This is a genomic window from Streptomyces sp. NPDC053493 (genome assembly GCF_044544825.1).
Taxonomy (GTDB): Bacteria; Actinomycetota; Actinomycetes; order Streptomycetales; family Streptomycetaceae; genus Streptomyces.
Genome location: NZ_JBITXS010000019.1, coordinates 49,219 through 75,798, shown reverse-complemented (window position 1 = coordinate 75,798; position 26,580 = coordinate 49,219). Strand labels below are relative to the sequence as shown.

Here is a 26,580-nt window from a genome sequence, read left to right as displayed (position 1 = left end):
GTGTGCGGTGAAGCCTAGACACCTCCACCACACCGGAGGTCTTCGCCATGATCAAGACCCGCGACTGTCAACAACGCTCGTGATCAATACACCTAAGCCGTGGTCATCAGCTCCGAGACCTTCACGAAGCGGTAGCCCTTCGCGCGCAGCTCCGGGACGATGCGGCGGATCGCCTGTTCGGTCACCGGGGCGGCGCTGCGGGTGCAGTGCATGACGACCAGGGAGCCGGGCCGGACGCCTTCGAGGACCTGTTCGGCGACGGCGTCGGCGTCCTTGGCGAAGGCGTCGCCGCTGACCACGTCCCACTGGACGGCGGTCACGCCGGCCGGAGCGAGGGCGCGGCGGGCGGCGTCGTCGTAGCAGCCGCCGGGGAAGCGGAAGTACGGGACGACGTTGGTGGCGCCGGCGTCGCGGAAGGCGTCGAAGGCACGCTGCACGTCGCTCGCCATGTCGGGCCGGGCGACGGTCGGCAGGCCGTAGCAGGGCGCCGCGAAGGCGTAGTGGCTGTAGGAGTGGTTGGCGATCTCGAAGCGGGGATCGTTGCCGATGGACTTCGCCTGGTCCGGGTACTCCTCGGCCCAGCGCCCGGTCATGAAGACCGTCGCGTCGACCTTGAGACGCCGCAGGGTCGCGATGAGCTGCGGGTTGTCGAAGTGCTCGCCGCCGGCGGCGCGCGGGCCCTGATCGGCGGTCATGTCGGCGTCGAAGGTGAGCGCGACGACCTTGTCGGCGCTCTTCGTCCGGTGGGTGTAGACGGGCGTGAGGCCGCCGGCGGCCGGGGCGAGCGTCGGCGGTGCCTTGCGGACGGGCGCGGCCGGGTGCCCCGGTGCGGGCGACGCGCCCTTGGAGCCGGGCGCGTCGGGCCGGTCGGTCGCGGCGGACGGGGCGGACGGGGCGGAACGTTCCGCCTGGGCGGACCGGCCGGGCTGGGCGGGCTTCGCCGGCGGCGGGGCCGCCGTGTCGGCCGCGCCCCCGTCGCAGCCGACGAGTACGGCGCCCAGCAGGGCGAGCGCCGACATTCTTCGTACAAAAGTGGTCACCTCCGGAAGTTAACCGATCAGACTTCGTCCTCGTGCACGGCTCGGCAGCCGCGGGGCCGGAGTCCACGCGGTGGGCCGAGGCGTCCCTGCTGAAGCGTCCCCGCCGCGGCGTCCCGGCCCGGCTCAGGTGGCCAGGAGCCGCCTGCGGGACTCCGCCACGTCGAAGTCGCCCGGCGGATAGCGCGGATCCAGCTCCTCCAGGGCCTCCAGGAGCAGCGTGCTGATCGCCCAGTTGCGGTACCACTTGCGGTCCGCCGGGACCAGGTACCAGGGCGTGCGGGCGGTGGCGCAGCGCCGCATCGCGATCTCGTACGCCTCCTGGTAGGCGGGCCACAGGGCGCGTTCCTCGATGTCGCCCTCGTTGAACTTCCAGTGCTTGTCGGGATTGTCGAGGCGTTCCAGGAGCCGGGCGCGCTGCTTCTCGTACGAGATGTGGAGGAAGACCTTGACGATCGTGACGCCGTCGTCGGCGAGGGACTCCTCGAAGCGGGCGATCTCGCCGTAACGGTTCTCCAGTTCGACCGGCGGCGCGAGGCCGCGCACCCGGGCGATGAGGACGTCCTCGTAGTGCGAGCGGTCGAAGATGCCGATCTCGCCCGGCAGCGGCAGGGCCCGGGTGACGCGCCACAGGAAGGGATGGGCGCGCTCCTCCTTCGTCGGCGCCTTGAAGGCGTGGATGCGGCAGCCCGAGGGGTTGAAGTAGCCGATCACGTGTTTGACCGTGCCGCCCTTGCCGCTGGTGTCCATGCCCTGGAGCACCAGGAGCAGCCGGCGCCGGTCGCCCGCCGTGCTCGCCGCGTACAGGCGTTCCTGGAGTTCGGCGAGGCGCGGCGCGAGCGCGGCAGTGGCCGTGAGGCCGGCCTTCTTGTCGGCGGGGCCGCCGGGTGTCGCGGCGGCGTCGTAGGAGGCGAGGTCGACCGGCTCGCCCACCGGGATCCTCAGCAGCTCCCGCAGCGGCGTTCCCCGTGCGGCGCGTTTTCCCTTCGGCATGCCGTGCTCCTTCCCGCGAACGGCGTTCCTACCGATCCTGCGCGTCGAGCGCCGGTGCCACCACCGCGAACGCCCGGTCGAGCAGCTCCAGCGGGTCCTCGGCCGCGTCGCTGTCGCCCCAGCGTTGGAGCGCCGTGTGGAAGGCGACCAGGGCGGTGCCCGCCGCGAGAAGCGGATAGAGGTCGCCGGAGCCCGACCCCGACCCCGACCTCGCCCCCGAGCCGGAGCCCGAGCCCGAGCCGGAGGCGCCGTGGCGGCGGGCCAGTTCCGCCGCGAGGTCCTCGCGCCACTCGGCCTGCCGCTCCAGGAAGCGGGCGAGCAGCGCGGGCGTGCGCAGGATCAGCTGGACCACGCGCAGCGCGCGGGCCGCGTGGTCGGCGTGCCGGTCGGTGCAGGCGAGCAGCGGGACGGCCAGGGCGTGCCGCAGCGAGACGGACGGGGCCTCGCCGGCCGGCCGCGCCGCGAGCGCCGCGCGGATGTCGGCGCCCATGCCGGAGAGGAACTGGACGACCACGTCCTCCTTGGACGCGAAGTACCGGAAGAACGTCCGCTTCGACATGCCCGCCGAGGCGGCGATCTCGTCGACGGTGACCGCGTCGAAGCCCTTGAGGGCCAGGAGCTGGAGCGCCGACTCGGTGAGTTCGGTGGCGACGAGGAGGCGCTTGCGCTCGGCCAGGCTGACGGAGGCGTCGGAGGTCATGGACCCATGCTAGCCCGCCCGATGGCACTCGGAGAAAGGCTTGACACCGAGTGACACGGGCGGCAGCGTGTGACACATGACAGAGAACTGGACCGCCGACCGCATCCCCGACCTCTCGGGACGCGTCTACGTCGTCACCGGGGCCAACAGCGGCCTCGGCCTCGCCACCACCCGGGAACTCGCCCGCCGTGGCGGCCATGTGGTCCTCGCCGTCCGCGACGAGGAGAAGGGCCGCCGCGCCGCCCGCGACATCGCCGCCGCCGTGCCCGGCGCCCGCCTGGAGGTGCGGCGGATCGACCTGGCCGACCTCGATTCCGTACGGGACTTCGCCGGCAAGCTCCGTGCCGACCACCCGCGCATCGACGTCCTCGTCAACAACGCCGGCGTCATGGCCCCGCCCCGCACCCTCAGCGCCCAGGGCCACGAACTCCAGTTCGCCGCCAACCACCTCGGCCACTTCGCCCTCACCGGGCTGCTCCTGGACCGCCTCGCCGCCGGCCGCGATCCCCGCGTCGTCACCGTCAGCTCGCTCGAACACCGCAGGGGCCGGATCGCCTTCGACGACATCGACGGCGAGCGCCGCTACTCGCCGATGGGTTTCTACCGGCAGGCCAAGCTCGCCAACACCGTCTTCGGGCACGAGCTGCACCGCCGGCTGACCGGCGCCGGCAGCCCGGTGCGCAGCATCCTCGGCCACCCCGGCTACACCGCCACCAACCTCCAGACCAGTACGCCCGTCGCCCTCGTCCGGCTGGTCTTCGGCCGGATCCTCGGCCCGCTGCTCGCCCAGGCGCCCGAGACCGGCGCCCTGCCCCAGCTGTACGCGGCGACCGCGCCGGACGCCGAGGGCGGCGCGCTCTACGGGCCCGGCGGCCCGGGCGAGCTGCGCGGCGCGCCCCGGCGGGTCGCCTACGCGCCTGCGGCGACCGATCCGGAGACCGGCCGCCGCCTGTGGGAGCTGTCGGAACGCCTCACCGACGTGCGCTACTCCCTGGTCTGATCAGCGCCAGGGGCCCGTCACCGCGAACGTCGTCCCGGGCGTGTAGCAGTTCACGTACATCGTCGAGCCGTCCGGCGAGAAGGTGACGCCCGCGAACTCGCCCCACTCCGGCTCGTCCGGCGTGCCGATGTTCTGGGCGCCGCGCGCCACCGCGTACACCTCGCCCTTCCGGCTCACGCCGAAGACGTGCTGGGCGCCGTTGCCGTCCTCGCAGACCATCAGGCCGCCGGACGGCGCCAGACAGATGTTGTCCGGCGACTCGCCGGGCAGCTGGACGTCCGTCCGCGGGCCGAAGACGACCACGAGCGTGAGGCGGCGGCGGTGCGGCTCGTACCTCCACACCTGGCCGAAGTGGGTGCCCGCCGAGCCGTCCTTGGCGCGCGCGAACGACGACACGAAGTAGACCGAGCTCCCGCCCCAGTAGCAGCCCTCCAGCTTCTGGGCGTGCGTGATGCCCCGCGGGCCGAAGTCCTGGTGCCGGATGGGCGTCACCGCCGCCGACGGATCCGGTACGGGCACCCACTCGACGCCGTCGAAGGACGCGCCCGTCTCCTGGATCGCCGACAGGTCCGGCACGCCCGGCACCCGCATCGCCTCCAGGGCGCCGCCCGCGCGCAGCGAACCGGTGCCGCCGAGCGGCCTGTGCGGCAGGAAGCGGTAGAAGAGTCCGAAGGGCCGCTCGAAGGCGTCCTCCGTCTCGTACACGATCCCGCTGCGCGGGTCGACGGCGACGGCCTCGTGCTGGAAGCGGCCCATCGCGGTGAGCGGCACGGCGCCCGTGCGGCGCGGCTCGGCGCCGTCGACCTCGAAGACGAAGCCGTGGTCCTTGGTGTAGCCGTTGGTCCCGGCCCGGTCCTCGGTCTCCTCGCAGGTGAGCCAGGTGCGCCAGGGCGTCGGCCCGCCCGCGCAGTTGACGGCGGTGCCCGCGACCGCCACCCGCTCGTCGAGGACGTCGCCGCGGCCGTCGAGCGTCAGGGCCGTGCAGCCGCCCTTGGCCGCCGGGTCGTAGGTCAGGCCCTCGACGGTCGGTACGCCGATCTTCCCGGTGACCCGGTTCTCGTGGTTGCGCACGAGATGGGTCCGGCCGTGGCGGCCGGCGAAGGCGCCCATGCCGTCGTGGTTGCTGGGGACGAGTCCCTCGCCGGAGCGCAGCGGATCGCCCTGCCGGGAGAGGACCTTGTAGGAGAAGCCGGCCGGGAGGTCGAGCAGACCGTCCGGGTCGGGGAGCAGCGGGCCGTACCCGGCGCCGTGGCCGAGCGCGCCGGCGGTGGTGGCACCCGCGGCGCCGGCGCCGCCGGCGAAGAGTTCGGAGACGGCGCCGGTGAAGACGATGCCGGCGGCCAGGATCTGACGTCGTGTCGCGGACATGAGGCAACCCACTTCCTGCTGGCGGACAGGTGTGTGACGCGTGACCCGCATGTGTGTATCACGCACGGTGGTGACGCGAGAACATGCGGGACACGCGGGGCCTCGGTTACGGACGATCAGACGAGATCGGCGTCGAGCGTGATCGTCGTTCCTGCCAGGGCCTGGCTCACGGGGCAGTTCTTCTCGGCCTCCTGGGCCAGCCGCTTGAACTCCTCGGCGTCCACGCCCGGCACCTCGCCGCGCACGGTCAGGTGGCTGCCGGTGATGCCCTTGCCCGGCACGAAGGTGACCTCGGCCTTGGTGTCCAGGCGGGTCGGCGGGGTGTCGTTCTTGGCGAGGACGTTGGAGAACGCCATGTTGTAGCAGGAGGAGTGCGCGGCGGCGATCAGCTCCTCGGGGCTGGTCACGCCGTTGGGCTCCTCGGTGCGGGCCGGCCAGGACACCGGGTAGGAGCCGATGCCGGAGGAGTCGAGCGTCACGACGCCCTTGCCCTTGAGGAGGTCGCCCTCCCAGACGTTGTGGGCGGTACGCGTAGCGGCCATGGTGCATCCCTTTCGATCGGGTATGGCCCCCAAGCTACTGCGCCACCAGCTCCTTGGCGTCCCGGGCCAGCGCGGTGAGCCGCGAGATCGCCCGGAAGTACTTCTTCTTGTAGCCGCCGTTCAGCATCTCGTCACTGAACAGCTTGTCGAAGGGCATCCCGGAGGCGAGCACGGGTATCTCGCGGTCGTAGAGCCGGTCGGCCAGGACGACGAGCCGCAGCGCGGTCGACTGGTCGGGGACCGGCCGGACGTCGGTGAGGCAGACCGCGGTGAGCTCGTCGGTCAGCGCGCCGTACCGGCTCGGGTGAACGCTGGCCAGGTGTTCGAGCAGGTGCGGGAAGTCGTCGAGCGAGGCGCCCGGCGTCGCGTACGCGGTCCGGGCGACGGTCTCGTCGTCGTACGGCGCCGGGGCCTCGGGCAGGCCGCGGTGCCGGTAGTCCTCGCCGTCGATGCGCAGCGGCCGGAAGTGCGCCGACAGGCCCTGGATCTCGCGCAGGAAGTCGGCGGCGGCGAACCGGCCCTCGCCGAGCTTGCCGGGCAGCGTGTTGGAGGTGGCGGCCAGCGCCACGCCCTGCTCGACCAGGCGGCTGAGCAGCGAGGACACCAGGACGGTGTCGCCCGGGTCGTCCAGCTCGAACTCGTCGATGCACAGCAGCCGGTGCCCGCTGAGCGTCTGCACGGTCTGCTGGAAGCCGAGCGCGCCCACCAGGTTGGTCAGCTCGACGAAGGTGCCGAAGGCCTTGAGCGCGGGCTCGGCCGGCGTGGCGTGCCAGAGGGAGGCGAGCAGGTGGGTCTTGCCGACGCCGTAGCCGCCGTCGAGGTAGACCCCGCGCGGGCCGGCCGCGGCGGCCGGCTTCTTCGGCGCCCTGGAGAACCAGCGGCGCTTGCCGGCGCCGGTGGCGTGGGCGCCGCCGAGGCCCTCGGCGAAGCCGCTGAGGATCTTGACGGCGTCGATCTGGCTGGGCTGGTTCGGGTCCGGGATGTACGTGTCGAAGCGCACGGCGTCGAACCGGGGCGGCGGCACCATCTCCGCGACGAGCCGGTCGGCGGGGACATGCGGCTCTCGGGAGCAGAGCGAGAGCGGGGCCGCTTCGGTGGCAGCCGCTTCGGTGATGGCACGGGTCGACACAGTTCCCCACTGTAAGCGCCGTGTCAGACTGCGAGGATGCGACGCCTGTTCCCTGTGACGGACATGACAGCGACGGACTCCGACCGCGAGTGGTCCCTCGACGAGCTCGCCGACGCCTACGCGTACCCGGCGGAGGCCGCCTCGCGGCCCTGGCTGCGCGCCAACATGGTGTCCTCCCTCGACGGCGCCGGCCAGCACGAGGGCCGTTCCCAGCCGCTGTCCTCCGAGACCGACATGCGGATCTTCGGCATCCTGCGGGCCCTGGCCGACGTGGTCGTGGTCGGCGCCGAGACCGTACGGCTCGAGGGCTATCGCCCGGCCCGGGCGCGGGAGGCCTTCGCGGAGCGCCGGGCGGCGGCGGGGCAGGGCCCGGCGCCGGTGATCGCCGTCGTGACGGCCTCGCTGGACCTGGATTTCTCGCTTCCGCTTTTCACCGAGCCGCTGGTGCCCACGCTGATCCTCACCGGCGCCGCGGCCTCGCCGGAGCGGCGGACGGAGGCCGAGCGGGCGGGCGCCGAGGTGGTGATCGCCGGCGACGGTCCCGGCGTCGAGCCGGAGCGCGCGGTCCGGGCGCTCGCGGAGCGCGGTCTGCGGCGCCTGCTGACCGAGGGCGGACCGCGTCTGCTCGGCCAGTTCGTGGCCGCCGAGGTGCTCGACGAGCTGTGCCTGACCGTCTCGCCGACCATGACCGCGGGCGGTGCGCAGCGGATCGCCGGCGGGCCCGCCGTGGCGGTTCCGCAACGCTTCGCCGTGGCGTCGCTGCTGGAGCAGGACGGCTTCCTCTTCAGCCGCTACCGTCGGATCTGACAATCGCCGGAATTTCTCGTTCCGCTTAGCGTCCGCTGGGCACAATCACTCTCGCAGTCCCCGTGCGGGCACGGGGAAGGATGGTTTCCGCAGAAGGGCTCCTGAGGTGTTCACAAGCGTTCTGATGATCGAGAAGCCCCTGACGGCCGTCGACGTGGATTTCGTCACCACCCTGCACGGCGACGAGGGCGTGTCCTTCGTGGTCCTGATGCAGCCCCGCGGTGACCAGGCCGATGTACTGCTGCGCGCCATCGACGACGTGGCCATGGGCGAACTCAAGGAAGCGGCCCGCGAGGGCGACGAACCGGAGGGCAAGGAGGCCAGGCCGCTCGCCGAGCAGGGCCTGGAGGTCTCCCTCCAGGCGCTGAGGAAGGCCGGCTGCGAGGCGGTCGGACAGGTGGTCGAGAACCATCCGCTGGACATGATGAAGACCGTGGTCGACGAGACGAACGCCGACGAGGTGATCGTGCTGACCGCCCCGCACTACGTCGAGGAGTTCTTCCACCGCGACTGGGCCTCCCGGGCCCGCCACAAGGTCGGCGTGCCGGTCCTGAAGCTGTTCGCGCACAACGAGTAGCGGCCGCCGGGCCCGCCGGGGCGCGCGGGCGTGCCCGCCCGAGCCCCCCGGCGGCAGCCACTAGGCTGGAGCCTCGACGTCCGCACGTACTCCCGGGGAGAGAACCGCATGGCACCCGCCATCCCTGCCGCCATGGAACGGCCGCACTTCATCGGCATCGGCGGTGCCGGAATGTCGGGCATCGCGAAGATCCTCGCCCAGCGCGGCGCCAAGGTCGCCGGCAGCGACGCCAAGGAGTCCGCGACCGCCCAGTCGCTGCGCGCCCTCGGCGCCACCGTGCACATCGGCCACGCCGCCGAGCACCTCGCCGACGACGCCTCCGCCGTCGTCGTCTCCAGCGCCATCCGCGCCGACAACCCGGAGCTGGCCCGCGCCGCCGAGCTGGGCATCCCGGTCGTCCACCGCTCCGACGCGCTCGCCTCGCTCATGGACGGCCTCGGCGCGATCGCCGTCGCCGGGACCCACGGCAAGACCACTACCACCTCCATGCTGGCCGTCGCACTCACCGAGCTCGGTCTGGACCCGTCGTACGCGATCGGCGGCGACCTGGCGGGCCCGGGCACCAACGCCCGGCACGGCGAGGGCGAGATCTTCGTCGCCGAGGCCGACGAGAGCGACCGCAGCTTCCAGAAGTACGACCCGCAGGTCGCCGTCGTCCTCAACGTCGAGCTCGACCACCACGCCAACTACGCGTCGATGGACGAGATCTACGAGTCCTTCGAGGCCTTCGCCGCCAAGATCCGTCCCGGCGGCGCGCTCGTGGTCGGCGAGCACGCGGGCGCCCGCGAGCTGGCCCGCCGGGTCGCCGCCCGCCGCGACGACGTCGAGATCATCAGGGTCGGCGAGGGCGAGGACTCCGACGTCCGGATCCTGTCGATCACGCCCAAGGGCATGACCAGCGAGGTCACCGTCTCCCTTCCGGACGCGGACCCGCTCACCTTCACCGTCTCCGTCCCCGGCCGGCACTACGCCCACAACGCCGCCGCGGCCCTGGCCGCCGGCGTCCACGCGGGCATCGCGGCCGACCGGCTCGCCCACGCCCTCACCGCGTACACCGGAGTCGGCCGCCGCCTCCAGCTCAAGGGCGAGGCCGCCGGCGTCCAGGTCATCGACTCCTACGCGCACCACCCGACCGAGATGACCGCCGACCTGGAGGCCATGCGCGGCGCCGCCGGCGCCGCCCGGCTCCTCGTCGTCTTCCAGCCGCACCTGTTCTCCCGCACCCAGGAGCTCGGCCGGGAGATGGGCGAGGCGCTCGCGCTCGCCGACGCCTCGGTGGTCCTCGACATCTACCCGGCCCGCGAGGACCCGATCCCGGGCGTCACCAGCGAGCTGATCATCGCCGCGGCGCACGCGGCCGGCGCCGACGTGACCGCGGTCCACGACAAGGCCGAGGTGCCCGAGGTGGTGGCGGGAATGGCGAAGCCCGGCGACCTGGTTCTCACCATGGGCGCGGGCGACGTCACGGACCTGGGGCCGCGGATCCTCGCCCGCCTGTCGAGCTGAGGGAGAGAACGATGGCGTACGAGGTCGAGAAGACGGACGAGGAATGGCAGGCGGAGCTCACGCCGGCCGAATACCAGGTGCTGCGGCTGGCCGGTACGGAGCCCGCCTTCCGCGGTGAGTACACGGACACGAAGACCAAGGGCGTCTACTCCTGCCGCGCCTGTGGCGCGGAGCTCTTCACGTCCACCGAGAAGTTCGAGTCGCACTGCGGCTGGCCGTCCTTCTACGACCCGAAGGACAGCTCGGCCGTCGAGCTGCTCGCGGACACCTCCCACGGCATGGTCCGCACCGAGGTGCGCTGCGCCCGCTGCGGCTCCCACCTGGGCCATGTCTTCGAGGGCGAGGGCTATCCCACCCCGACCGACCAGCGCTACTGCATCAACTCGATCGCGCTCCGTCTGGAGCCCGTGGAGAGCTGACCGGCGGCAGCCCGAGGACAGCTCGCCGGCGCAGCCCGTGGAGAGCTGACCGGCGGCGACAGCGGCACCCGAGCCGGCCGGCGCGCGTACGCGCCCGGCCGGCTCAGCCGTTTCCGGGCCCGGAGCCGTCGCGGCTCTCCTCGGCCCGGGCCCCGCACACCGGGCACAGTCCGCGGTAGGTGATCTCCACGCCCGTCACCGTGAACCCGAACCGCTCGTCCTCGGGCAGCCCGTCCATCGGGTCGCCGGCCGGGCGGACGTCGCGGACCGTGCCGCAGCCCGCGCAGACCAGGTGCTGGTGGGCCTGGTGCGCGTTGGGGTCGTAGCGCTTGGCGCGGCCGACGCTGGACACCTCGATGATCTCGCCGAGCGAGACCAGCTCGCCGAGCGTGTTGTAGACGGTCGCGCGGGAGATCTCCGGCAGCCGCTCGGTGGCGCGGGCCAGCACCTCGTCCGCGGTGAGGTGGATGTGCTCGCCGTCGAGGACCTCGGCGACCACGCGCCGCTGGGCGGTCATCCGCCAGCCGCGTCGGCGCAGCCGTTCCAGCAGATTGCTCATGCTCACCAGCCTTGCATCCCGTCGCCTCCCGTCGCCCGACCGCGGTGGCCGGGAAGCGCCCGTGTCGGTCTGACCGTCATCTTGACTTGGACTGAGTCCACTATAGGATCGACTCCAGCAGTAGCCAAGAGGGTGTGCGCCGGTCACACCGACACGCCTCGGCAGTTCCCGAGCTCCGCGATCCGAACGGTTCGGAAGGAAAGACCGATGTCTGAGCAGAATCACGATCCCCTTGTCACCGAGGACGAGACGGCCAAGGGGGTCGGCGGCTGCCCGGTCGCGCACGGCCGCGCCCCGCACCCGACCCAGGGCGGCGGCAACCGCCAGTGGTGGCCGGAGCGGCTCAACCTGAAGATCCTCGCCAAGAACCCCGCCGTGGCGAACCCGCTCGGCGAGGACTTCGACTACGCGGCCGCCTTCCAGGCGCTCGACCTCGCGGCCGTGAAGCGGGACATCGCCGAGGTGCTCACCACCTCGCAGGACTGGTGGCCGGCCGACTTCGGCAACTACGGCCCGCTCATGATCCGCATGGCCTGGCACAGCGCGGGCACCTACCGCATCAGCGACGGCCGCGGCGGCGCCGGCGCCGGCCAGCAGCGCTTCGCGCCGCTGAACAGCTGGCCGGACAACGGCAACCTCGACAAGGCCCGCCGTCTGCTGTGGCCGGTCAAGAAGAAGTACGGCCAGTCCATCTCCTGGGCCGACCTCATGATCCTCACCGGCAACGTCGCCCTGGAGACCATGGGCTTCAAGACCTTCGGTTTCGCCGGCGGCCGCGCCGACGTGTGGGAGGCCGACGAGGACGTCTACTGGGGCCCCGAGACCACCTGGCTCGGCGACGAGCGCTACACCGGCGACCGCGAGCTGGAGAGCCCGCTCGGCGCCGTGCAGATGGGCCTCATCTACGTCAACCCCGAGGGCCCCAACGGCAACCCGGACCCGATCGCCGCGGCCCGCGACATCCGTGAGACCTTCCGCCGCATGGCGATGAACGACGAGGAGACCGTCGCCCTCATCGCCGGTGGCCACACCTTCGGCAAGGCCCACGGCGCCGGCCCGGCGGACAACGTCGGCGCCGACCCCGAGGCCGCCCCGCTGGAGCAGCAGGGCCTCGGCTGGAAGAACTCCTACGGCACCGGCAAGGGCGCCGACGCGATCACCTCCGGCCTCGAGGTCACCTGGACCACCACGCCGGCCCGGTGGAGCCACGACTTCTTCAAGCACCTCTTCGAGTACGACTACGAGCTCACCAAGAGCCCGGCCGGCGCCCACCAGTGGGTCGCCAAGGACGCCCCGGAGATCATCCCGGACGCGCACGACGCCGAGAAGAAGCACCGCCCGACCATGCTCACCACCGACCTGTCGCTCCGCTTCGACCCGGTCTACGAGCAGATCTCGCGCCGCTTCTACGAGCACCCGGAGCAGTTCGCCGACGCGTTCGCCCGCGCCTGGTACAAGCTGACGCACCGTGACCTCGGTCCGGTCGTCCGCTACCTCGGCCCCGAGGTCCCGTCCGAGGAGCTCATCTGGCAGGACCCGCTGCCGGCCCGCGAGGGCGAGCTGATCGACGCCGCCGACATCGCCTCCCTCAAGGAGCAGATCCTCGGCACCGGCCTCTCGGTCGCCCAGCTGGTCGGCGCCGCCTGGGCCGCCGCCGCCTCCTTCCGCGGCAGCGACAAGCGCGGTGGCGCCAACGGCGGCCGCATCCGTCTGGAGCCCCAGCGCGGCTGGGAGGTCAACAACCCGGACGACCTCGCCCAGGTGCTGCGCGCCCTGGAGGGCATCCAGTCCTCCTTCAACTCCGCGCAGACCGGCGGCAAGCAGGTCTCGCTGGCCGACCTGGTCGTCCTCGCGGGCACCGCGGCCGTCGAGAAGGCGGCCAAGGACGCCGGCCACGACGTCGAGGTGCCGTTCACGGCCGGCCGCGTGGACGCCTCCGCCGAGCAGACGGACGTGGAGTCCTTCGCCGCCCTGGAGCCGGCCGCCGACGGCTTCCGCAACTACGTGGGCAAGGGCAACCGCCTCCCGGCCGAGTACCTGCTCATCGACCGGGCGAACCTGCTCACCCTGTCCGCCCCGGAGACGACCGTCCTCGTCGGCGGCCTGCGCGCCCTGGGCATCACCCAGCCGCAGACCTCCCTCGGCGTCCTCACCGAGACGCCGGGCAAGCTGACGAACGACTTCTTCGTCAACCTGCTCGACCTGGGCATCGCCTGGACGTCCACCTCCGAGGACCAGACCACGTTCGAGGGCCGCGACCTGGCCACCGGCGAGGTCAAGTGGACCGGCACCCGCGCCGACCTGGTCTTCGGCTCGAACTCCGAACTGCGCGCGCTGGCCGAGGTGTACGCCTCCGACGACGCGAAGGAGAAGTTCGTGAACGACTTCGTCGCCGCCTGGAGCAAGGTCATGGACCTGGACCGGTTCGACCTGGTCTGACCTCCGGTGACCTGACACACTGCGGCCCCGGGCGGATCTCCGCCCGGGGCCCCGGTGTGTCGTCGCCCGTGGCGCCCTAGGCTGGTGTGTCGCGGCTGGTGTGCCGTCGTGTGGTGCGTGGGAGGGGAGCGGCCGACCGTGCAGCCCTTACGTGAACAGGACCCCGACCGGATCGCCGAGTACCGGCTCATCGGCAGACTCGGCGAGGGCGGCATGGGCGTGGTCTATCTCGCCCGGTCGCCGCGCGGCCGGATGGTGGCCGTGAAGACGATACGGGCCGAACTCGCCGCGAGTCCCGACTTCCGGCGCCGCTTCGCCCGCGAGACCGCCGCCGCCGTCCGCGTCGGCGGCGAGTGGACCGCCGAGGTCCTGGCCGCCGACCCGGAAGCGCCCCTGCCCTGGGTCGCCACCGCGTACGTCGCCGGCCCCACGCTGCACCAGGTCGTGGCCGACCTGCACGGCCCGCTGCCCGAGCACTCGCTGCGCGGCCTCGCGTCGGGACTGTGCCGGGCGCTCGCCGACATCCACGGCGCCGGGCTCATCCACCGCGACCTCAAACCGACGAACGTCCTGGTGACCGTCGACGGCCCGAAGGTCATCGACTTCGGCATCGCCCGCTCGCAGAACACCACGTCGGCCGGCCTCACCTCGGTCGGCGTGGTCGTCGGCTCACCGGGCTTCATGTCGCCGGAGCAGATCACCGGCGAGCTGCTCACCCCGGCCAGCGACGTCTTCTCGCTCGGCACGGTCCTCGCCTTCGCCGCCACCGGCCGGCTGCCGTTCCCGGTCGACCAGGCGTCCGTGCACCTCATGATGTACCGGATCACCCACGAGCCGCCCGACCTCGAGGGCGTACCGCACGCGCTCCTCGGCCTGGTCGGCGACTGTCTGGCCAAACGCCCCGAGGAACGGCCGACGCTCGACGAGCTGCGCCGGCGCGCCGAGGAGGGCCGGGACGCCGATCCCGGGCCCTGGCTGCCGCCGGAGGTGCTCGCCTGGCTCGGTCACGAGGCGGCCCTGCTGCTCGACCACGAGGACCCGCGCCCGCGCGTCACCGCCGGCGGCGACACCGGGCCCGCCGGAGCCTTCCCGCTCACCTCACCGCTCACCCTCGTGCCCGCGCAGGCCGGGGCGCAGGCCGCGGGACAGGTCGCGGGACAGGCCGGCACATGGGTCCCGGCGCCCCGCCTCGCCGACGAACGCCGCCGCGCCCGCGGCCGCGAACGCGGCGACGGCCGCCGCACGGCCGTCTACTGGCTCCTCGGCCTGGTCGCGCTGTCCTGCCTGCTCACCCTCGGCCACCAACTCGCCCTCGCCACCGGCCTGCTGGACGGCGTGCGGCCGCCGAACGCCCAGGAGCTCTGGACGGAGGTCGTGCTGCCGGACGACTGGGGCGCGGGCGCCGTCTACCACGTCCTGTGGGACGTCCAACTCCTCTTCGGCGTGGCCCTGGTGGTCGCCTGGCTGCTCTGGTTCGCCCGCGTCCGCGCCGTCGCCGAGACCTTCGCGCCCGGCCGGCTGCGCTACCGCCCGGCCATGGCCGTCATCGGCTGGCTGGTCCCCGGCGCCAACCTCGTCCTGCCCAAGCAGATCGCCGACGACATCTGGCACGCCTCCAGCCCACCCGGCAACGGCCCCGCCCCGGCGGGCCCGCTCACCGCCTGGTGGGCCCTCTGGCTGCCCACCCTCCTCACCTGGCCGCTGTTCTGGACACCGTGGCCGGCGCTGATCGCACACACCTACCACGGCGAGTCCTCCGGCGGCGCCGGAGACGGCTCCACCAGCTACGACTTCGCCCCGGAAACCTGGCTCGCCGTCGCCGCCCAGTTCCTCGCCCTCGCCGCCACACCCGCCGCCGCCCTGTACGTCCGCCGCCTGACGGCTCTCCAGAAGGCCCGGCTCGCGGAACGGGACACCTTCTAGACGGACGAAGGGCCCTCAGACGGCGGGGCGGGCGTCGTCCGGGCGGAGGGCCTTGCGGACGCTGGTGACGACCACCGTGGTCAGGCAGAGGGCGATGACGGTCTCGGCCCACAGGAACGCGATCCAGTCCATCAGGCAGCCGATCGGCGGCGTGCCGGGCGCCGCGTTGCGGAAGGCCGACAGGGCGAAGAGGGTGGCCGCCATCCAGCCCAGGGCGGGCCAGACCAGGCCCTGCCCACGCGTCGTCAGATACCAGGCCCCGAGCAGCACGGACGCCGCCAGCGCCCACATCACCACCATCATCAGGACCGCGAAGGCGAGCACACTGCCCGACCGGGACAGGTCCAGCGTCACGACGGCCGTGCCCGGCCGCGAGGGCGCGGAGGCCGCGGAGACGGCGAACAGCGTGTCGTTGTCGGAGAACAGCAGCCGCACCGGCGCCGCCCGGCCGCCCACCGTCGCCGCGAAGCCGACGTCGGTCTCGTAGGTGTCGAACGGATAGTCGCTGATCGACCCGCCCGAGAGCGCGACGTCCACGTCCTCGGTCGCGATCCGCTCGTGCGCCTCGAACGTCAGGCCCTCCAGCGTCGCCGCCGTGGTCTGGAGGCTGAGGTCGGCCACCGGCGCGCTCCCGTCGTCCTCGGCGTAGGCCCCGCGCGGTGTGACCCGTACCCGCAGGTGGAGCTCCCGGGCCGCCGCGTCCACCTTCTGGACGGTGGCCTCCACGTCCACCCGGTCGGGCGCGCCGGACCCGGCCGTGTGGACCGTGTCGACCGCCTGCCGCTGGATGAGCTGAAGCCACGACCCCAGCGTCAACGCGACCAGGACCAGGGCGGCGACGAGGACGAGCGGCGGAACGATCGACGCCCGGGAGCGGCGTGGTCGACGTGGGTCCGAGGATGACGCCATGGTGACTCCGAGGACGCGGGGCGGTGAGCGTAGGGGGATCCTCGTTCACCGCTCGGACGATCCACGGCATCCCGGCGGGTGTGTCGGCACCCGCCGGCCCGCGTGCCGCCTCAGGTCGGCGCGGCCGCTCGCCTCAGTGGACGGACAGGCCGCCGTCCACGAAGAGCGCCTGGCCCGTGACGTACGCGGAGGCCGCACTCGCCAGGAACACGGCGGCGCCCTCGAAGTCCTCCGCGACACCGTTGCGGCCCACCATCGTGCGGGCGGCCAGCTCGGCGACCTTCACGGGATCGGAGGAGAGCCGCTCGTTGAGCGGCGTCATCACGAAGCCGGGCACCAGCGTGTTGGCCGTGACGCCGTACGCGGACCAGGCCTCCGCCTGCGACCGCGCCAGCGACTCCAGGCCGCCCTTCGACACCCCGTACGCCCCGGACTGCACGAACGCCCGGTGCGCCTGCTGCGAGGTCACATGGATGATCCGCCCGAAGCCGCGCTCCGCCATCCCGGGCCCGAAGCGCCGGCCGAGCAGGAACGGCGCCTCCAGGTTCAGGGCCATCGTCCGGTCCCAGACCTCGTCGGACAGGTCGGCGAACGGCGGACGCAGATTGATCCCGGCGGAGTTGACCAGGATGTCCGGCTCGCCGAACACCGCCGCCGCCTCCTCCGCCACCGCCCGCACGCCGTCCCGCGTGCCGAGGTCGCCGCTCACCCAGGCCGCGGTCGCGCCGAGCCCGGTCAGCTCGTCGACCGTCGCCTTCAGCTCGGCCTCAAGCCGGGCCACGATCACGACGGCGGCACCCGCCCGGGCGAGCGCCCGGGCGATGGCCTTGCCGATGCCCGAACTGCCGCCGGTGACAAGGGCGGTGCGGCCGGACAGGGAGAACAGGTCGTCCAGATAACCCATCAGATCTGCTCGCACCGCGCGACGAACGCGCTCCAGGCGGCGGGCGAGAGCGCCAGCTGCGCGTCCTCGGGCCGCTTGGAGTCACGGACGTGCACGGTGCCGGGGCAGGCGGCGACCTCGACGCAGTCGTCGCCCGAACCGCCGCTGTACGTGGACTTGTGCCAGGAGAGCGCCACTTCCACACAGTCGCCGCTGCCGCCGCTGCTGTAGCTGCTCTTGAACCAGGCCAGGTCAGTGGTGCTCATGTCGCTCCTCGCATCTGCCGCAACAGGCTCTGGGAGTCTTCCAGCGTAAGAGCCTGTGACCGCATCCTGGCATACCGCATCTGGAGCATGCCGACGACTTTGCTGTCGGAGATCAGCAGTCCGCTCTCCTGTCCCTCGCAGTACGCGAGCCAGCGGTTCTCGGGCGTCTCCAGTAACTGCATGGGGCCGTCGAGACCCGCGTGATGCGCTCGGCTCTGCTCCATCACCTGCACCTCGATGTTCCGCCGCTCGGACATCCGCAGGATGTGCTCGATCTGCGCCCGGTGCGTCTCCGGCCCGCCCGTCTGCTTGCGCAGGACGTGCTCCTCGATGATGAAGCTGTACGCCGTGTTGGGCCGTTCGGTGAGCAGTAACTGCCGCTCCACGCGCGCCACCAGCTTCTCCTCGATCTCCTCGTTGCTCAGCGGCGGCAGCTGCTCCTCGAACAGCGTCCGCGCGTACGGCTCGATCTGGAGCAGGCCCGGGATCAGCCGGTTCTCGTACGTGTAGAGGCACAGCGCCTGCGCCTCGAGCAGCGCCCAGCGACGGAACCAGCTCGCCAGGCCCGGCTGCCGGGACAGGTGTTTCGCCGCGGCCCTCAGGATGCCGAACGCGTCCAGGACCGATTCCGCCCGTTCCACGAACGTCGGCGACGGGAAGCGCCGGCCCTGCTCGACCGACGCGATCGTCTCTCTCGAATACCGCACCAGCGCGGCGCATTCCTCCTGGGTGAGCCCGGCCCGCTTGCGGAGCGTCTTGACCACCTCCCCGAACGCCTTCAGGCTGTCCGAGGTCTCCGGTTCCGTGTAGCCGTCGTTCGTCATCACGTGCACCTCCACACGGCATGCTCACGGGCGGTGATGAGTACTGTCCACACTCCGCACTCGTACGCTTACGGACCGTACGAGTTCCTGACCTGGGGAACAGGCCCTGGAAGCCGTCACATTGGGGCCATGACCAGCCCACACGCCCGCCAGGCGCCCGTCACCGTACGTGTGTTCACCCAGCGCTTCAGCTCCACGCCGCGCGGCGCCCGGCTCGCCCGGCGCCTCGCCCTCCACCAGCTCGAACGCTGGGACTTCTCGTACGGCGGTGCCGTCTCCGACGCCGTCGCCCAGATCGTGGCCGAGCTCGCCGCGAACGCCGTCACCCACGGCCGCGTGCCCGGCCGGGACTTCGAGCTGGGCCTCGCGTACGAGCCGGACCGGTGCCTCCGCATCGACGTCTCCGACACCCGTACGGAAACCCGGCCCGGCCTCGTACCGTCGGCCGCCGGGCCGCTCTCCGACAGCGGCCGGGGCCTCCTCCTCGTCGACGCGCTCGCCACCCGGTGGCGGATCCTGGACCGCCTGCCCGTCGGCAAGACGGTCCGCGCCGAACTCGACCTGCGTGTACCTGGCCCGTAAGGGACGGGAACGGCAGGCGTGACGACTCCTCGCCCTCACCGGGTGATCCGGCGCGGGACCGCCAGCGCGCGGAGCTTGTCCGGGTTGCGGACGGCGTAGAAGTGGGTGATCCGCCCGTCGGCGACCTCGATCAGGAAGGCGCCTTCCAGGCGCTCACCGCTCAGCAGGAGGGCCGGCGTGCTGTTGCAGTGCGCCCGCTCCACCCGCAGGTCCGACAGCCGGTCCCGGCGGAACAGGCTCATGAGGACCGCGGCCACCTTCTCCGCGCCCACCACCGGCCGGCGCGCCGCGGTGGCCTTTCCGCCGCTGTCGGCGGTCCAGACGACGTCCGGCGCGAGCAGCGACAGCAGTCCCTCCAGGTCGCCGGTGCTCGCCGCGGTCATGAACCGCTCGGTGATCCGCGCGGTCGTGGCCGCGTCGACGGGCTCGAAGCGCTTGCGCCGCGCCCGTACGTGCTCGCGGGCACGGTGCGCCACCTGGCGCACCGTCGCCTCCGGTCGGCCCACCGCCGCGGCGATGTCCCGGAAGGAGAAGCCGAACACCTCGCGCAGCACGAACACCGCCCGCTCGTGCGGAGTGAGCGACTCGAGCAGGACGAGCATCGCCATCGACACCGACTCGGCGAGCAGCACGTCGGCCGAGGCGTCGTTCTCCTCGAGCAGCAGCGGCTCGGGAAGCCACGGGCCGACGTAGTCCTCGCGGCGGCGCGCGCTCGACCGCAGGGCGTTGAGCGCCTGCCGGGTCACCAGCTGCGCCAGATACGACTTGGTGTCGCGTACCGTCGCCAGGTCCACCTCGGCCCACCGCAGATAGCTGTTCTGCAGCACGTCGTCGGATTCCGTCGCCGAGCCGAGGATCTCGTAGACGATCGTGAACAGCAGCGGTCGCAGCACGGTGAACCGCTCGGCATGGTCGTCGGTGCTCACGCGGACGTGGCCCCTCGTACGGCGGAGGCCGACGCCACGGGCCGCGGGCCGGCCTTGGGCCAGCCCATGGAACCCGGCTTCTCCGCCTCCCGGCGGATCCGCTTCGCCACCACGAACCGGCATGTCACCTCCTTGATCGCCGCGCCCGCACGGCCGCCGATGTAGAGGTTCAGGGCGGTGTCGTCCTTGCGGGCGAGCTGCCGGACGCCGGCGCTCCGGCCGAGGCTGACGCACGCGCCGCTGAAGGCCAGGTCGACGACCGCCGGTTCGGTCCCGGCGATGCGGCTCAGCACGGTGTCGGCCGCCCGCGCCCCGAGCGGGCCGGCGGCGTAGCCGCTCATCCGCAGCGGCCGGCCCGAGGGCGCGGCGGCGTCGCCGGCCGCGAGGACGTGGTCGTCGTCGACGCTGGTCAGCGTCTCGTCGGTGAGCAGCCGGCCGAGTCCGTCGGTGCGCAGTCCGCTCGCCGCCGCCAGGTCCGGCACGCCGAAACCCGCCGTCCACACGGTCAGCGCGCTCGGCCGCGCCGTGCCGTCGGACAGGACCACCGCGTCCTGCCGCACCTCGCTCACCGAGACGCCTTCGCGTACGGCGACGCCGTGCCGGGACAGCCAGCCGGCGATGTAGCGGCGGCCCGGTGCGCCGAACGTCGGAGCCAGCCCGCGGCCGCACACCAGGGTGATCCCGCGCCGTCCCCGGTCGGCCAGCTCGGCCGCCGTCTCGATGCCGGTCAGCCCGCCGCCGACCACGGTGACCGGGGCGTCGTGGGGCAGTGCGTCCAGCCTGGCGCGCAGCCGGCCCGCGGACTCCCATTCCGCGACGTCGAAGGCGAGTTCGGCCGCGCCGGGCACCGACGCCGGTGTCGCGCCGGTGCTGCCGACCGCGTAGATCACGTAGTCGTAGTCCAGTGCGCGCCCCGACTCCAGGCGCACCGTGCGGGCGGCGGTGTCGATACGTGTGGCGCGGTCGACGACCAGCGTGACGCCGGCGCCGAGCAGCGTGCCGTAGGCGATCGTGGCCTCGCCGGTCCGGGCCGCGTACTGGTGCAGCCGGATGCGTTCGACGAAGTCGGGCCGGGGATTGACCAGTGTGACGTCGACGTCGGGGCGTGCCCGCAGGCGGTTCGCCGCGATCGTGCCGGCGTAACCGCCGCCGACGACCACGACCTTGGTGGGGTCGCTGTGTTCGTTCATGCCCTCAGGACACCGGCGGCCGGCGAAGACGTGACACCGGGCGAAGTGACCTGCGTCACCCGGCACTTCGGACCGTTCCGGGCATCGTGGGCGGCCTCCCGGCCGGACGCCCGTCCCCGTGCCGCGATCTGACAGTCTGGGCCCGTGACCTCAGGAACCCAGCCCGGCGCCCCGGCCGTCGAGGAGTTCGCCGCCTGCCGTCCCCGGATGTTCGGGATCGCCTACCGGATGCTCGGCTCGGCGGACGAGGCGGAGGACGTGGTGCAGGACGCCTATCTGCGGTGGGACCGGGCGGACCGGTCGGTGATCGAGTGGCCGGCGGCCTGGCTCGCCAAGGTCGTCACCCACCTCTGCGTCAACCGGCTCACCTCGGCGCGCGCCCGGCGCGAGACGTATCCGGGGCCGTGGCTGCCGGAGCCGGTGCTCACCGGCGACGAGGTCTTCGGGCCGGTGGAGTCGGCCGAGCGGCGCGATTCGGTGTCGACCGCGCTGCTCGTGCTGCTGGAGCGGCTCACACCCACCGAACGGGCGGTGTACGTGCTGCGGGAGGCGTTCGGCTACAGCCACCGGGACATCGCCGGCGTCCTCGACCTGGGCGAGGCGAACTGCCGCCAGCTGTACCGCAGGGCGGTGCGGCGGGTGACGGCGGACAGGACGCGGGCGGGGGAGGAGGCGCCGGCCGCGCGGCCGGCGGCGCGCTGCGCGCCGCCGTCCGAGGAGCGGTGGGGCGCGCTCGTGGAGTCCTTCGTGGCGGCCTCACGGGAAGGCGACCTGGCGCGTCTGGAACGGCTGCTCGCCGAGGACGTGACGTGGTGGAGCGACGGCGGCGGCAAGGTCAGGGCGGCGCTCCAGCCCGTGCTCGGCCGGGACGCCGTGCTGCGCTTCCTCGGCGGCGTCCTCGCGAAGGCGAGCGGCGTCAGCGGGACGGCGGGCCTGGAGCTGGTCGTCGCCGAGGTCAACGGCGCGCCGGCGCTGGTGGCGCACGCGGCGGGGCGGTTCGTGGCGGTCGGGACGTTCGAGGCGCGCGAGGGCCTGATCACCGAGGTCCGGATGGTGATGAACCCCGAGAAACTGACCTTCGCGGAACGGCAGTTCGCCGCGATGTCGCATTCCTGAGCCGCCGCCCGGTCCTAGGCCGTGTCCGGAAAGTCCCGCCTGGCCCGCGACGCCCGGCACGCCCGCTCGCCGCGTTGTGGAACGTCCCGCTGCCCGGGCCGGCCTACCGCGCCTTCCGCGCCGGCGGCCACCTGGCTCCGGCTCACGCCCACGGCACGGTCACCGTCGAGGACTTCCTGACGACGCGCCGCTGAGCGGCTTGAGGAGCCGAACGGCTCTCCGGGTCAGGCGGTGGCGGGCTGGAGGAGGTCCCAGCGGTTGCCGTAGAGGTCCTCGAAGACGGCGACCGAGCCGTAGGGCTCGTGGCGCGGCTCCTCCAGGAAACGGACGCCCGCGGCGGTCATACGGGCGTGGTCGCGGGCGAAGTCGTCGGTGTGGAGGAAGAAACCGACCCGGCCGCCGGTCTGCGCCCCGACGGCCGCCGCCTGCGCCTCGCCGTCGGCCCGGGCGAGCAGCAGCCCCGTCCCCGCGCCGCCCCGGGGCCGCACGACGACCCAGCGGGTCCCGTTGCCGCGGTCGGTGTCCTCGGCGAGCTCGAAGCCGAGGGCGCGGGTGAAGAAGTCCACGGCCTCGTCGTAGTCGCGGACGACGAGCGTGACGAGGGCCAGGGACGGAAGCGGAGGCGTGGTGGTCATGAGGTGAGGTTATACGTATGACCAGGCGGGTGCCACCCGAGCCGCTGCCGCCCGAGCCGCGCCGGCCTGTGGTCTCCGGGCCGCCGGCCGGTCAGCGCAGGTCGAGGCGCATGAGGACGCGCGGGTGGCCCGAGAGGACCGAGGTGGTGTCGGCGGCGTGGGTGAAGCCGGCGCGTTCGAAGTTCTTGCGGAGGCCCGGATAGGCCATCGTCAGGTCGACCCGCGCGTCGCCGTTGTCCAGCGGGTACGCCTCGACCGCCGGAGCGCCGTGCGCGCGGGCGAAGTCGACCGCGCCCGCGATCAGGGCGTGCGAGACGCCCCGCTTGCGGTGGCCCGGACGGACCCGGATGCACCACAGCGACCAGACCGGCAGGTCGTCCACGTGCGGGATCTTGCGATTGCGGGCGAAGGTGGTCTCCGCGCGCGGTGCCACCGCCGCCCAGCCCACCGGCTCCTCGCCGTCGTACGCGAGCACGCCGGGCGGCGGCTCCTTGCCGCACAGCTCGGCCACGAACGCGCCGCGGTCCGGCTCGCGCAGCGCGTTGTTGAGCTTGGACGGGATCCGGTAGCTCAGACAGAAACAGACGTTGGCGGTGGGCGACTTCGGCCCGATCACCGCACGGACGTCCGCGTAGACCGACGCCGGGCGCACCTCGATGCTCATGACACCACCCTGCCACGCCCGCCGGTGCGAGAATGCGGCGCATGGACGCGCGGGAACTGGAACGGCTCGTCGAACGGGCCCGGCGCCTCGCCGGCGACGGGCGGCGGCGCCTGCTCGGGATCGCCGGGCCGCCCGGCGCCGGGAAGTCGACGCTCGCCGAGCGGCTCGCGGCCCGCCTCGACGGCCGCGCCGTCCTCGTCCCCATGGACGGCTTCCACCTGGCCCAGGCCGAGCTCGAACGCCTCGGCCGCGCCGGGCGCAAGGGCGCGCCCGACACCTTCGACGCGGCCGGTTACACCGCACTGCTCGGCCGGCTGCGCGCCGCCGAACCCGGCACCACCGTCTACGCGCCCGCCTTCGACCGCGCCCTGGAGGAGCCCGTCGCCGGCGCGATACCCGTGCCGCCCGACGTCCCGCTGGTGATCACCGAGGGCAACTACCTGCTGCACGACGAGGGCCCGTGGGCCGCCGTCCGGCCGCTGCTCGACGAGGTCTGGTACGTGGACCTCGACGACCGGCGCCGGGTGCCCCGCCTCGTCGCCCGCCACATCCGCTTCGGCAAGGAACCGGACCACGCCGCACGCTGGGTCGCCGACTCCGACGAGGCCAACGCCCGGCTGGTGGCGCGCGGCCGGGACCGCGCCGACCTCGTCGTACGGATGAGCTGACCGGCCCCGTCGCCCGGGGCTCACTCCCAGGGCCGGCGGGCGTCCCGGCCGGCCCGGACGAGCCGACCGGTCCCGCCGCCCGGGGCTCACTCCCAGGGCCAGCGGGCGTCCCGGCCGGCGTCCAGGAGCGGGATCAGGCCGAACGCCGCGTCGCCGAGGCCGCCCAGCGCGTGGCGGTTGCCGCCGCCGGACGGCATGGCGGCCTCGCGGTAGCCCGCCATGTTCCACATGTAGACCGGAACGTCCGCCGGGATCAGGTCGTCGATCCGCGTCTCCGGCATGCCGTCGCCGTAGCCGTGGCAGTTCGACGGCAGCCAGCCCGGGCGGGTCTGCTCGTCGGTCACGACGACGACCCGGTCGTGCCCCGCGTAGTGCCGCGTGACCGCCGACGGGATGTCCGTGCCGTTGATCCGCCCGAACTGCTCCACCAGGCGCAGCACACTGCCGCCGCGCGGCACCGTGATCCGCCGCGAGGTCTGCCCGAACTCCACCAGCGTGGGCGCGTCCGCCCGCACGGCGAGCGCGGCACCGAACACGGCGGCCTGGTCGGCGAGCGGGATGTCGGAGCGGTTCGGCGTCGAGAAGGCGAAGCCCGGGAACATGCTCGGGCTGCGGTCCACGAGGATCAGCGTCCGGCCGGACAGCGCCGGGACCCGGTCGAGCGAGTGGCCGAGCGCCCGCTCCAGGGCGTGGGCCCAGCGCAGCGACGGCGCGGACCGGTACGCCGCCCAGAAGCGGAACGGGAACATGCGGGAGCGCCGTACCTCCTCCGCGTCCGCGAAACGGGCGGCGATCTGCGCGGCCACGTCGTCGCCGACACCGGCCTCGTCGAAGTTCCGCAGGTTGCGGGCGAGCGCCATCAGGCCCATGGAGGGAATGACGGCCTCCCACGCGGCCCGGTCCATCGGACCCTGCAGCCAGCCCGCGACCGCCTCCCACGTCATGCCCGCCTTCGCGAACACGTCCTGGCACGACGGGTCCTGGAGCACCCGGCGGCGCTCGGCGACCGGCATGCCCAGGAGCCGGGCCCGGTGCGCGAGCGTCTCCAGCCGCGGCGGGACGTCGTCGCCACGGCCGTGCCGGCGGTCGACGGCGTGCTTGAACAGCTCGCCCTGCCACGGCTTGTCCGGATGCGGCGCCGCGTGCACCAGCTCCAGGACGTCACCGAAGCGGAAGCCCTTCGACGCGGTGTCGTACTTCAGCAGCGCGCGCTCGTCGTAGAGCCGCCGGACCGCGTCGGCGACGCCCCGCTTCACCGGCTTGGGCAGCCGGCGGCCGTGCCGCGCGGTCCAGTAGCCGAGCAACTCGCCGGGCTCGTCGGCGCGCAGGAGGACGGAGTCGACGACGGAGCGGTTCGACCAGGACGCGCCGGGCTCGGCGTCCGCGCCCGCGTCGAGCCGGGCCCTGACGAACTCGGCCGCCCCGACCAGCGACGCCGTACGCATGTTGCCCTCGCGGCGCAGCCAGCCGAGCAGACCGGCGGTCCACGCCGGGTCCTCGACGGCGAGCCGCCGCACGAGCGCGGTGAACCGGTCGTCACGGGCGCCCGCCTCCTCGTAGAACGCGTCCGTGCCGACGAGGTTGGCCACGGCCAGCAGGAAGAGCTCGCTCCTCGGCTCACGCAGGCGCGCCTCGGCGCCCTCGTGCGTACGGGTCCGCGCCTCGGTGGTGACCACGGGCGAACGGCCGGACGGCCCGGTGGACGACCGGGCACCGCGAAGATTGAAACGAGCCATGGGAAGAGCCCTCACAGGAGGAGGGGAGCCGGCGACGGCGTGCGGGAGCCCGAGATCGGGACGGCCGGGGAACAAGGTGCTCTGGGCCGCTGAGCTACCGGCGCCCGAAGCGCCGGACGGGATTCGAACCCGCGTCCCCCCATGGACAGTGGAAGTATCCCCGGCCTGCGCACCGGGCCCCCGCACACCGTGCGTCTCCCGAGATCGAAGCGGCCCGCGGCGTGCGTTCGTGGAGGAAGGAGCCGAGAGCCTGCGCACCGGGAGGTGCATCAGCGCTGACAAGCTCTCATCCGAACGTGCGCCGACGCAATCGAGTTATCGCACGGACGCACGCGACGTACGCGCGTCGGCCGTGGCCGCGGGCCTGCCGCCGGGCGGGACCGTGGCCGTGTCCGCTGCCGCGTGACGGGTGGCCGCGCGGGCGAAGGCGCGCAGGACCGGGTGGACGTCGGGATCGGCCGGAGCGAGTTCCGGCTGGAAGAGCGTGGCCAGGAAGAAGGGATGCGCCGGGAGTTCGGCGATGCGCGGCCGGCCCGAGTCGTCGGTCCCCGTGAAGCGCAGACCGTGCGCCGTCAGGACGTCGAGACGGTCCTCGGCCGGACCGTACGCGCAGTGATAGCGCTCCGTGGTGCGCTCCGCGCCGAGGACGGACTCGGCGAGCGAGCCGGGCGCCACCCGCACCACGCCCTCGTGACCCACCAACGAGCAGGCGAGCGGGGCGATCACCAGGTCGCCGGCCGCCGCCGCGGGATCGTTCTCGGCGTGGGCGGCGCGGGCCAGCCCGCACACATGGCGCGCGTACTCGACCAGCATGTGCTGGAAGCCCGCGCAGGTCCCGAGGAACGGGACGCCGTCCTCACGCGCCGTGCGGACCGCGGCCAGCGCGCCCGCCTCGCTCGCGTACGGGCTGCCGGGCAGCAGCCACACCGCGTCAAAACCGGCCACGGCGCCCGGCGCCTCGGCGTCCCGCGTCGGGATCCAGTACGCGTCGAGGACGAGCCCGTCCCGCCCGGCCAGCGCCGCCAGCAGCGACGGGACGCGGGTGTGGGACGTGACGTGCGGCGAACGGTCGCCGACCAGGGCGACGCGGGCAACCGCCGTACGGGAAAGGGGAGGAGTCGTCATGCGGCCCATGCTCGGCGCGCCGCGTCCTTCACGTCCAACGATGATTCCCGCACGCTC

General features: G+C 73.2%; 27 protein-coding genes. 10 read left to right on the top strand and 17 right to left on the bottom strand.

Features of this window, described 5'->3' with window-relative positions; translation table 11 throughout:
- Positions 1-92: 92 nt before the first annotated feature.
- The 3 genes from ACIGO8_RS32620 to ACIGO8_RS32610 all read right to left on the bottom strand — a co-directional run bounded on the left by ACIGO8_RS32620 (position 93) and on the right by ACIGO8_RS32610 (position 2,730).
- Positions 93-1,019 carry a polysaccharide deacetylase family protein gene (locus tag ACIGO8_RS32620; RefSeq protein ID WP_399738215.1) on the bottom strand — a complete coding sequence of 309 codons (927 nt, stop codon included), beginning with the start codon at positions 1,017-1,019 and terminating at the stop codon, positions 93-95.
- Positions 1,020-1,163: 144 nt separating this feature from the next.
- Complete coding sequence (locus ACIGO8_RS32615; RefSeq protein WP_399738205.1) at positions 1,164-2,030, bottom strand: PPK2 family polyphosphate kinase; 867 nt, start codon at positions 2,028-2,030, stop codon at positions 1,164-1,166.
- 28 nt (positions 2,031-2,058) lie between these two features.
- On the bottom strand, positions 2,059-2,730 hold the full coding sequence (locus tag ACIGO8_RS32610) for a TetR family transcriptional regulator (RefSeq protein WP_399738203.1): 672 nt from the start codon (positions 2,728-2,730) through the stop codon (positions 2,059-2,061).
- 76 nt (positions 2,731-2,806) lie between these two features.
- On the opposite strand from ACIGO8_RS32610, the gene ACIGO8_RS32605 reads away from it, so the two are divergent.
- Positions 2,807-3,730 carry an oxidoreductase gene (locus tag ACIGO8_RS32605; protein WP_399738201.1) on the top strand — a complete coding sequence of 308 codons (924 nt, stop codon included), beginning with the start codon at positions 2,807-2,809 and terminating at the stop codon, positions 3,728-3,730.
- Here ACIGO8_RS32605 and ACIGO8_RS32600 read toward each other — a convergent pair whose 3' ends face one another.
- From ACIGO8_RS32600 to zapE, 3 genes are all read right to left on the bottom strand, one after another.
- Positions 3,731-5,098, bottom strand: coding sequence for an alkaline phosphatase PhoX (locus ACIGO8_RS32600; RefSeq protein WP_399738199.1), 1,368 nt, complete (start codon positions 5,096-5,098; stop codon positions 3,731-3,733).
- Between the two features lie 116 nt (positions 5,099-5,214).
- Positions 5,215-5,640 (bottom strand): OsmC family protein, encoded by a 426-nt coding sequence (locus ACIGO8_RS32595; RefSeq protein WP_399738196.1) that lies wholly within the window; start codon positions 5,638-5,640, stop codon positions 5,215-5,217.
- 34 nt (positions 5,641-5,674) lie between these two features.
- Positions 5,675-6,769 (bottom strand): cell division protein ZapE, encoded by a 1,095-nt coding sequence (gene zapE, locus ACIGO8_RS32590; RefSeq protein ID WP_399738194.1) that lies wholly within the window; start codon positions 6,767-6,769, stop codon positions 5,675-5,677.
- Positions 6,770-6,805: 36 nt separating this feature from the next.
- Between zapE and ACIGO8_RS32585 the strand changes: the two genes are divergently transcribed.
- The 4 genes from ACIGO8_RS32585 to msrB all read left to right on the top strand — a co-directional run bounded on the left by ACIGO8_RS32585 (position 6,806) and on the right by msrB (position 10,078).
- Complete coding sequence (locus ACIGO8_RS32585) at positions 6,806-7,576, top strand: pyrimidine reductase family protein (protein ID WP_399738192.1); 771 nt, start codon at positions 6,806-6,808, stop codon at positions 7,574-7,576.
- 106 nt (positions 7,577-7,682) lie between these two features.
- Positions 7,683-8,153 (top strand): indole-3-glycerol phosphate synthase, encoded by a 471-nt coding sequence (locus ACIGO8_RS32580; RefSeq protein WP_399738190.1) that lies wholly within the window; start codon positions 7,683-7,685, stop codon positions 8,151-8,153.
- Between the two features lie 108 nt (positions 8,154-8,261).
- The gene (gene murC, locus ACIGO8_RS32575) at positions 8,262-9,659 is read left to right on the top strand and encodes a UDP-N-acetylmuramate--L-alanine ligase (protein ID WP_399738188.1); all 1,398 of its coding nucleotides are present in this window, start codon (positions 8,262-8,264) and stop codon (positions 9,657-9,659) included.
- Positions 9,660-9,670: 11 nt separating this feature from the next.
- A complete protein-coding gene (gene msrB / locus ACIGO8_RS32570) occupies positions 9,671-10,078 on the top strand; it encodes a peptide-methionine (R)-S-oxide reductase MsrB (protein ID WP_399738186.1) in 408 nt (135 codons plus the stop codon).
- Between the two features lie 103 nt (positions 10,079-10,181).
- Here msrB and ACIGO8_RS32565 read toward each other — a convergent pair whose 3' ends face one another.
- Positions 10,182-10,637 (bottom strand): Fur family transcriptional regulator, encoded by a 456-nt coding sequence (locus ACIGO8_RS32565; RefSeq protein ID WP_399738184.1) that lies wholly within the window; start codon positions 10,635-10,637, stop codon positions 10,182-10,184.
- 207 nt (positions 10,638-10,844) lie between these two features.
- On the opposite strand from ACIGO8_RS32565, the gene katG reads away from it, so the two are divergent.
- Together katG and ACIGO8_RS32555 are read left to right on the top strand one after the other, a co-directional pair.
- Positions 10,845-13,076: a catalase/peroxidase HPI gene (gene katG / locus ACIGO8_RS32560; protein WP_399738182.1), complete on the top strand. Its 2,232-nt coding sequence runs from the start codon at positions 10,845-10,847 to the stop codon at positions 13,074-13,076.
- Between the two features lie 138 nt (positions 13,077-13,214).
- A complete protein-coding gene (locus ACIGO8_RS32555; protein ID WP_399738180.1) occupies positions 13,215-14,999 on the top strand; it encodes a protein kinase in 1,785 nt (594 codons plus the stop codon).
- Positions 15,000-15,014: 15 nt separating this feature from the next.
- Here the strand turns inward: ACIGO8_RS32555 and ACIGO8_RS32550 are convergent, their stop codons facing one another.
- From ACIGO8_RS32550 to ACIGO8_RS32535, 4 genes are all read right to left on the bottom strand, one after another.
- Positions 15,015-15,908, bottom strand: coding sequence for a DUF4436 family protein (locus ACIGO8_RS32550; protein WP_399738178.1), 894 nt, complete (start codon positions 15,906-15,908; stop codon positions 15,015-15,017).
- Between the two features lie 133 nt (positions 15,909-16,041).
- Positions 16,042-16,812 (bottom strand): SDR family NAD(P)-dependent oxidoreductase, encoded by a 771-nt coding sequence (locus ACIGO8_RS32545; protein ID WP_399738175.1) that lies wholly within the window; start codon positions 16,810-16,812, stop codon positions 16,042-16,044.
- The gene (locus ACIGO8_RS32540) at positions 16,812-17,057 is read right to left on the bottom strand and encodes a DUF397 domain-containing protein (RefSeq protein ID WP_399738173.1); all 246 of its coding nucleotides are present in this window, start codon (positions 17,055-17,057) and stop codon (positions 16,812-16,814) included. Before ACIGO8_RS32540 ends, ACIGO8_RS32545 begins: the two co-directional genes overlap by 1 nt.
- Entirely contained in the window at positions 17,054-17,881 is an 828-nt protein-coding gene (locus ACIGO8_RS32535) for a helix-turn-helix domain-containing protein (RefSeq protein ID WP_399738171.1), read from the bottom strand. The genes ACIGO8_RS32540 and ACIGO8_RS32535 overlap by 4 nt, the downstream gene beginning before the upstream one ends.
- Positions 17,882-18,010: 129 nt before the next feature.
- Here ACIGO8_RS32535 and ACIGO8_RS32530 point away from each other — a divergent pair, with 129 nt between their 5' ends.
- Positions 18,011-18,463: an ATP-binding protein gene (locus ACIGO8_RS32530; RefSeq protein WP_399738169.1), complete on the top strand. Its 453-nt coding sequence runs from the start codon at positions 18,011-18,013 to the stop codon at positions 18,461-18,463.
- A gap of 35 nt (positions 18,464-18,498) precedes the next feature.
- On the opposite strand, the gene sigJ (ACIGO8_RS32525) is transcribed toward ACIGO8_RS32530, so the two are convergent.
- Positions 18,499-19,389 (bottom strand): RNA polymerase sigma factor SigJ, encoded by an 891-nt coding sequence (gene sigJ, locus ACIGO8_RS32525; protein WP_399738167.1) that lies wholly within the window; start codon positions 19,387-19,389, stop codon positions 18,499-18,501.
- A complete protein-coding gene (locus ACIGO8_RS32520; RefSeq protein ID WP_399738165.1) occupies positions 19,386-20,579 on the bottom strand; it encodes an NAD(P)/FAD-dependent oxidoreductase in 1,194 nt (397 codons plus the stop codon). The genes sigJ (ACIGO8_RS32525) and ACIGO8_RS32520 overlap by 4 nt, the downstream gene beginning before the upstream one ends.
- A 144-nt stretch (positions 20,580-20,723) precedes the next feature.
- On the opposite strand from ACIGO8_RS32520, the gene sigJ (ACIGO8_RS32515) reads away from it, so the two are divergent.
- Positions 20,724-21,695 (top strand): RNA polymerase sigma factor SigJ, encoded by a 972-nt coding sequence (gene sigJ / locus ACIGO8_RS32515; protein ID WP_399738163.1) that lies wholly within the window; start codon positions 20,724-20,726, stop codon positions 21,693-21,695.
- A gap of 224 nt (positions 21,696-21,919) precedes the next feature.
- On the opposite strand, the gene ACIGO8_RS32510 is transcribed toward sigJ (ACIGO8_RS32515), so the two are convergent.
- The gene (locus ACIGO8_RS32510) at positions 21,920-22,330 is read right to left on the bottom strand and encodes a VOC family protein (protein ID WP_399738161.1); all 411 of its coding nucleotides are present in this window, start codon (positions 22,328-22,330) and stop codon (positions 21,920-21,922) included.
- 91 nt (positions 22,331-22,421) lie between these two features.
- Entirely contained in the window at positions 22,422-22,994 is a 573-nt protein-coding gene (locus tag ACIGO8_RS32505; RefSeq protein ID WP_399738159.1) for a GNAT family N-acetyltransferase, read from the bottom strand.
- Between the two features lie 32 nt (positions 22,995-23,026).
- Here ACIGO8_RS32505 and ACIGO8_RS32500 point away from each other — a divergent pair, with 32 nt between their 5' ends.
- Positions 23,027-23,662 (top strand): nucleoside/nucleotide kinase family protein, encoded by a 636-nt coding sequence (locus ACIGO8_RS32500; RefSeq protein WP_399738157.1) that lies wholly within the window; start codon positions 23,027-23,029, stop codon positions 23,660-23,662.
- A gap of 86 nt (positions 23,663-23,748) precedes the next feature.
- Here ACIGO8_RS32500 and ACIGO8_RS32495 read toward each other — a convergent pair whose 3' ends face one another.
- Together ACIGO8_RS32495 and ACIGO8_RS32490 are read right to left on the bottom strand one after the other, a co-directional pair.
- The gene (locus ACIGO8_RS32495; RefSeq protein ID WP_399738155.1) at positions 23,749-25,398 is read right to left on the bottom strand and encodes a TROVE domain-containing protein; all 1,650 of its coding nucleotides are present in this window, start codon (positions 25,396-25,398) and stop codon (positions 23,749-23,751) included.
- A 315-nt stretch (positions 25,399-25,713) separates the two neighbouring features.
- The gene (locus tag ACIGO8_RS32490; RefSeq protein WP_399738153.1) at positions 25,714-26,523 is read right to left on the bottom strand and encodes a hypothetical protein; all 810 of its coding nucleotides are present in this window, start codon (positions 26,521-26,523) and stop codon (positions 25,714-25,716) included.
- Positions 26,524-26,580 lie beyond the last annotated feature (57 nt).

Coding starts and splice junctions, on each gene's coding strand:
- ACIGO8_RS32620 (WP_399738215.1), bottom strand. CDS start 1,019: ATGTCGGCGCTCGCCCTGCTGGGCGCCGTACTCGTCGGCTGCGACGGG.
- ACIGO8_RS32615 (WP_399738205.1), bottom strand. CDS start 2,030: ATGCCGAAGGGAAAACGCGCCGCACGGGGAACGCCGCTGCGGGAGCTG.
- ACIGO8_RS32610 (WP_399738203.1), bottom strand. CDS start 2,730: ATGACCTCCGACGCCTCCGTCAGCCTGGCCGAGCGCAAGCGCCTCCTC.
- ACIGO8_RS32605 (WP_399738201.1), top strand. CDS start 2,807: ATGACAGAGAACTGGACCGCCGACCGCATCCCCGACCTCTCGGGACGC.
- ACIGO8_RS32600 (WP_399738199.1), bottom strand. CDS start 5,098: ATGTCCGCGACACGACGTCAGATCCTGGCCGCCGGCATCGTCTTCACC.
- ACIGO8_RS32595 (WP_399738196.1), bottom strand. CDS start 5,640: ATGGCCGCTACGCGTACCGCCCACAACGTCTGGGAGGGCGACCTCCTC.
- ACIGO8_RS32585 (WP_399738192.1), top strand. CDS start 6,806: ATGCGACGCCTGTTCCCTGTGACGGACATGACAGCGACGGACTCCGAC.
- murC (WP_399738188.1), top strand. CDS start 8,262: ATGGCACCCGCCATCCCTGCCGCCATGGAACGGCCGCACTTCATCGGC.
- msrB (WP_399738186.1), top strand. CDS start 9,671: ATGGCGTACGAGGTCGAGAAGACGGACGAGGAATGGCAGGCGGAGCTC.
- ACIGO8_RS32565 (WP_399738184.1), bottom strand. CDS start 10,637: ATGAGCAATCTGCTGGAACGGCTGCGCCGACGCGGCTGGCGGATGACC.
- katG (WP_399738182.1), top strand. CDS start 10,845: ATGTCTGAGCAGAATCACGATCCCCTTGTCACCGAGGACGAGACGGCC.
- ACIGO8_RS32550 (WP_399738178.1), bottom strand. CDS start 15,908: ATGGCGTCATCCTCGGACCCACGTCGACCACGCCGCTCCCGGGCGTCG.
- ACIGO8_RS32545 (WP_399738175.1), bottom strand. CDS start 16,812: ATGGGTTATCTGGACGACCTGTTCTCCCTGTCCGGCCGCACCGCCCTT.
- ACIGO8_RS32540 (WP_399738173.1), bottom strand. CDS start 17,057: ATGAGCACCACTGACCTGGCCTGGTTCAAGAGCAGCTACAGCAGCGGC.
- ACIGO8_RS32535 (WP_399738171.1), bottom strand. CDS start 17,881: ATGACGAACGACGGCTACACGGAACCGGAGACCTCGGACAGCCTGAAG.
- ACIGO8_RS32530 (WP_399738169.1), top strand. CDS start 18,011: ATGACCAGCCCACACGCCCGCCAGGCGCCCGTCACCGTACGTGTGTTC.
- ACIGO8_RS32520 (WP_399738165.1), bottom strand. CDS start 20,579: ATGAACGAACACAGCGACCCCACCAAGGTCGTGGTCGTCGGCGGCGGT.
- ACIGO8_RS32510 (WP_399738161.1), bottom strand. CDS start 22,330: ATGACCACCACGCCTCCGCTTCCGTCCCTGGCCCTCGTCACGCTCGTC.
- ACIGO8_RS32505 (WP_399738159.1), bottom strand. CDS start 22,994: ATGAGCATCGAGGTGCGCCCGGCGTCGGTCTACGCGGACGTCCGTGCG.
- ACIGO8_RS32500 (WP_399738157.1), top strand. CDS start 23,027: ATGCGGCGCATGGACGCGCGGGAACTGGAACGGCTCGTCGAACGGGCC.
- ACIGO8_RS32495 (WP_399738155.1), bottom strand. CDS start 25,398: ATGGCTCGTTTCAATCTTCGCGGTGCCCGGTCGTCCACCGGGCCGTCC.
- ACIGO8_RS32490 (WP_399738153.1), bottom strand. CDS start 26,523: ATGACGACTCCTCCCCTTTCCCGTACGGCGGTTGCCCGCGTCGCCCTG.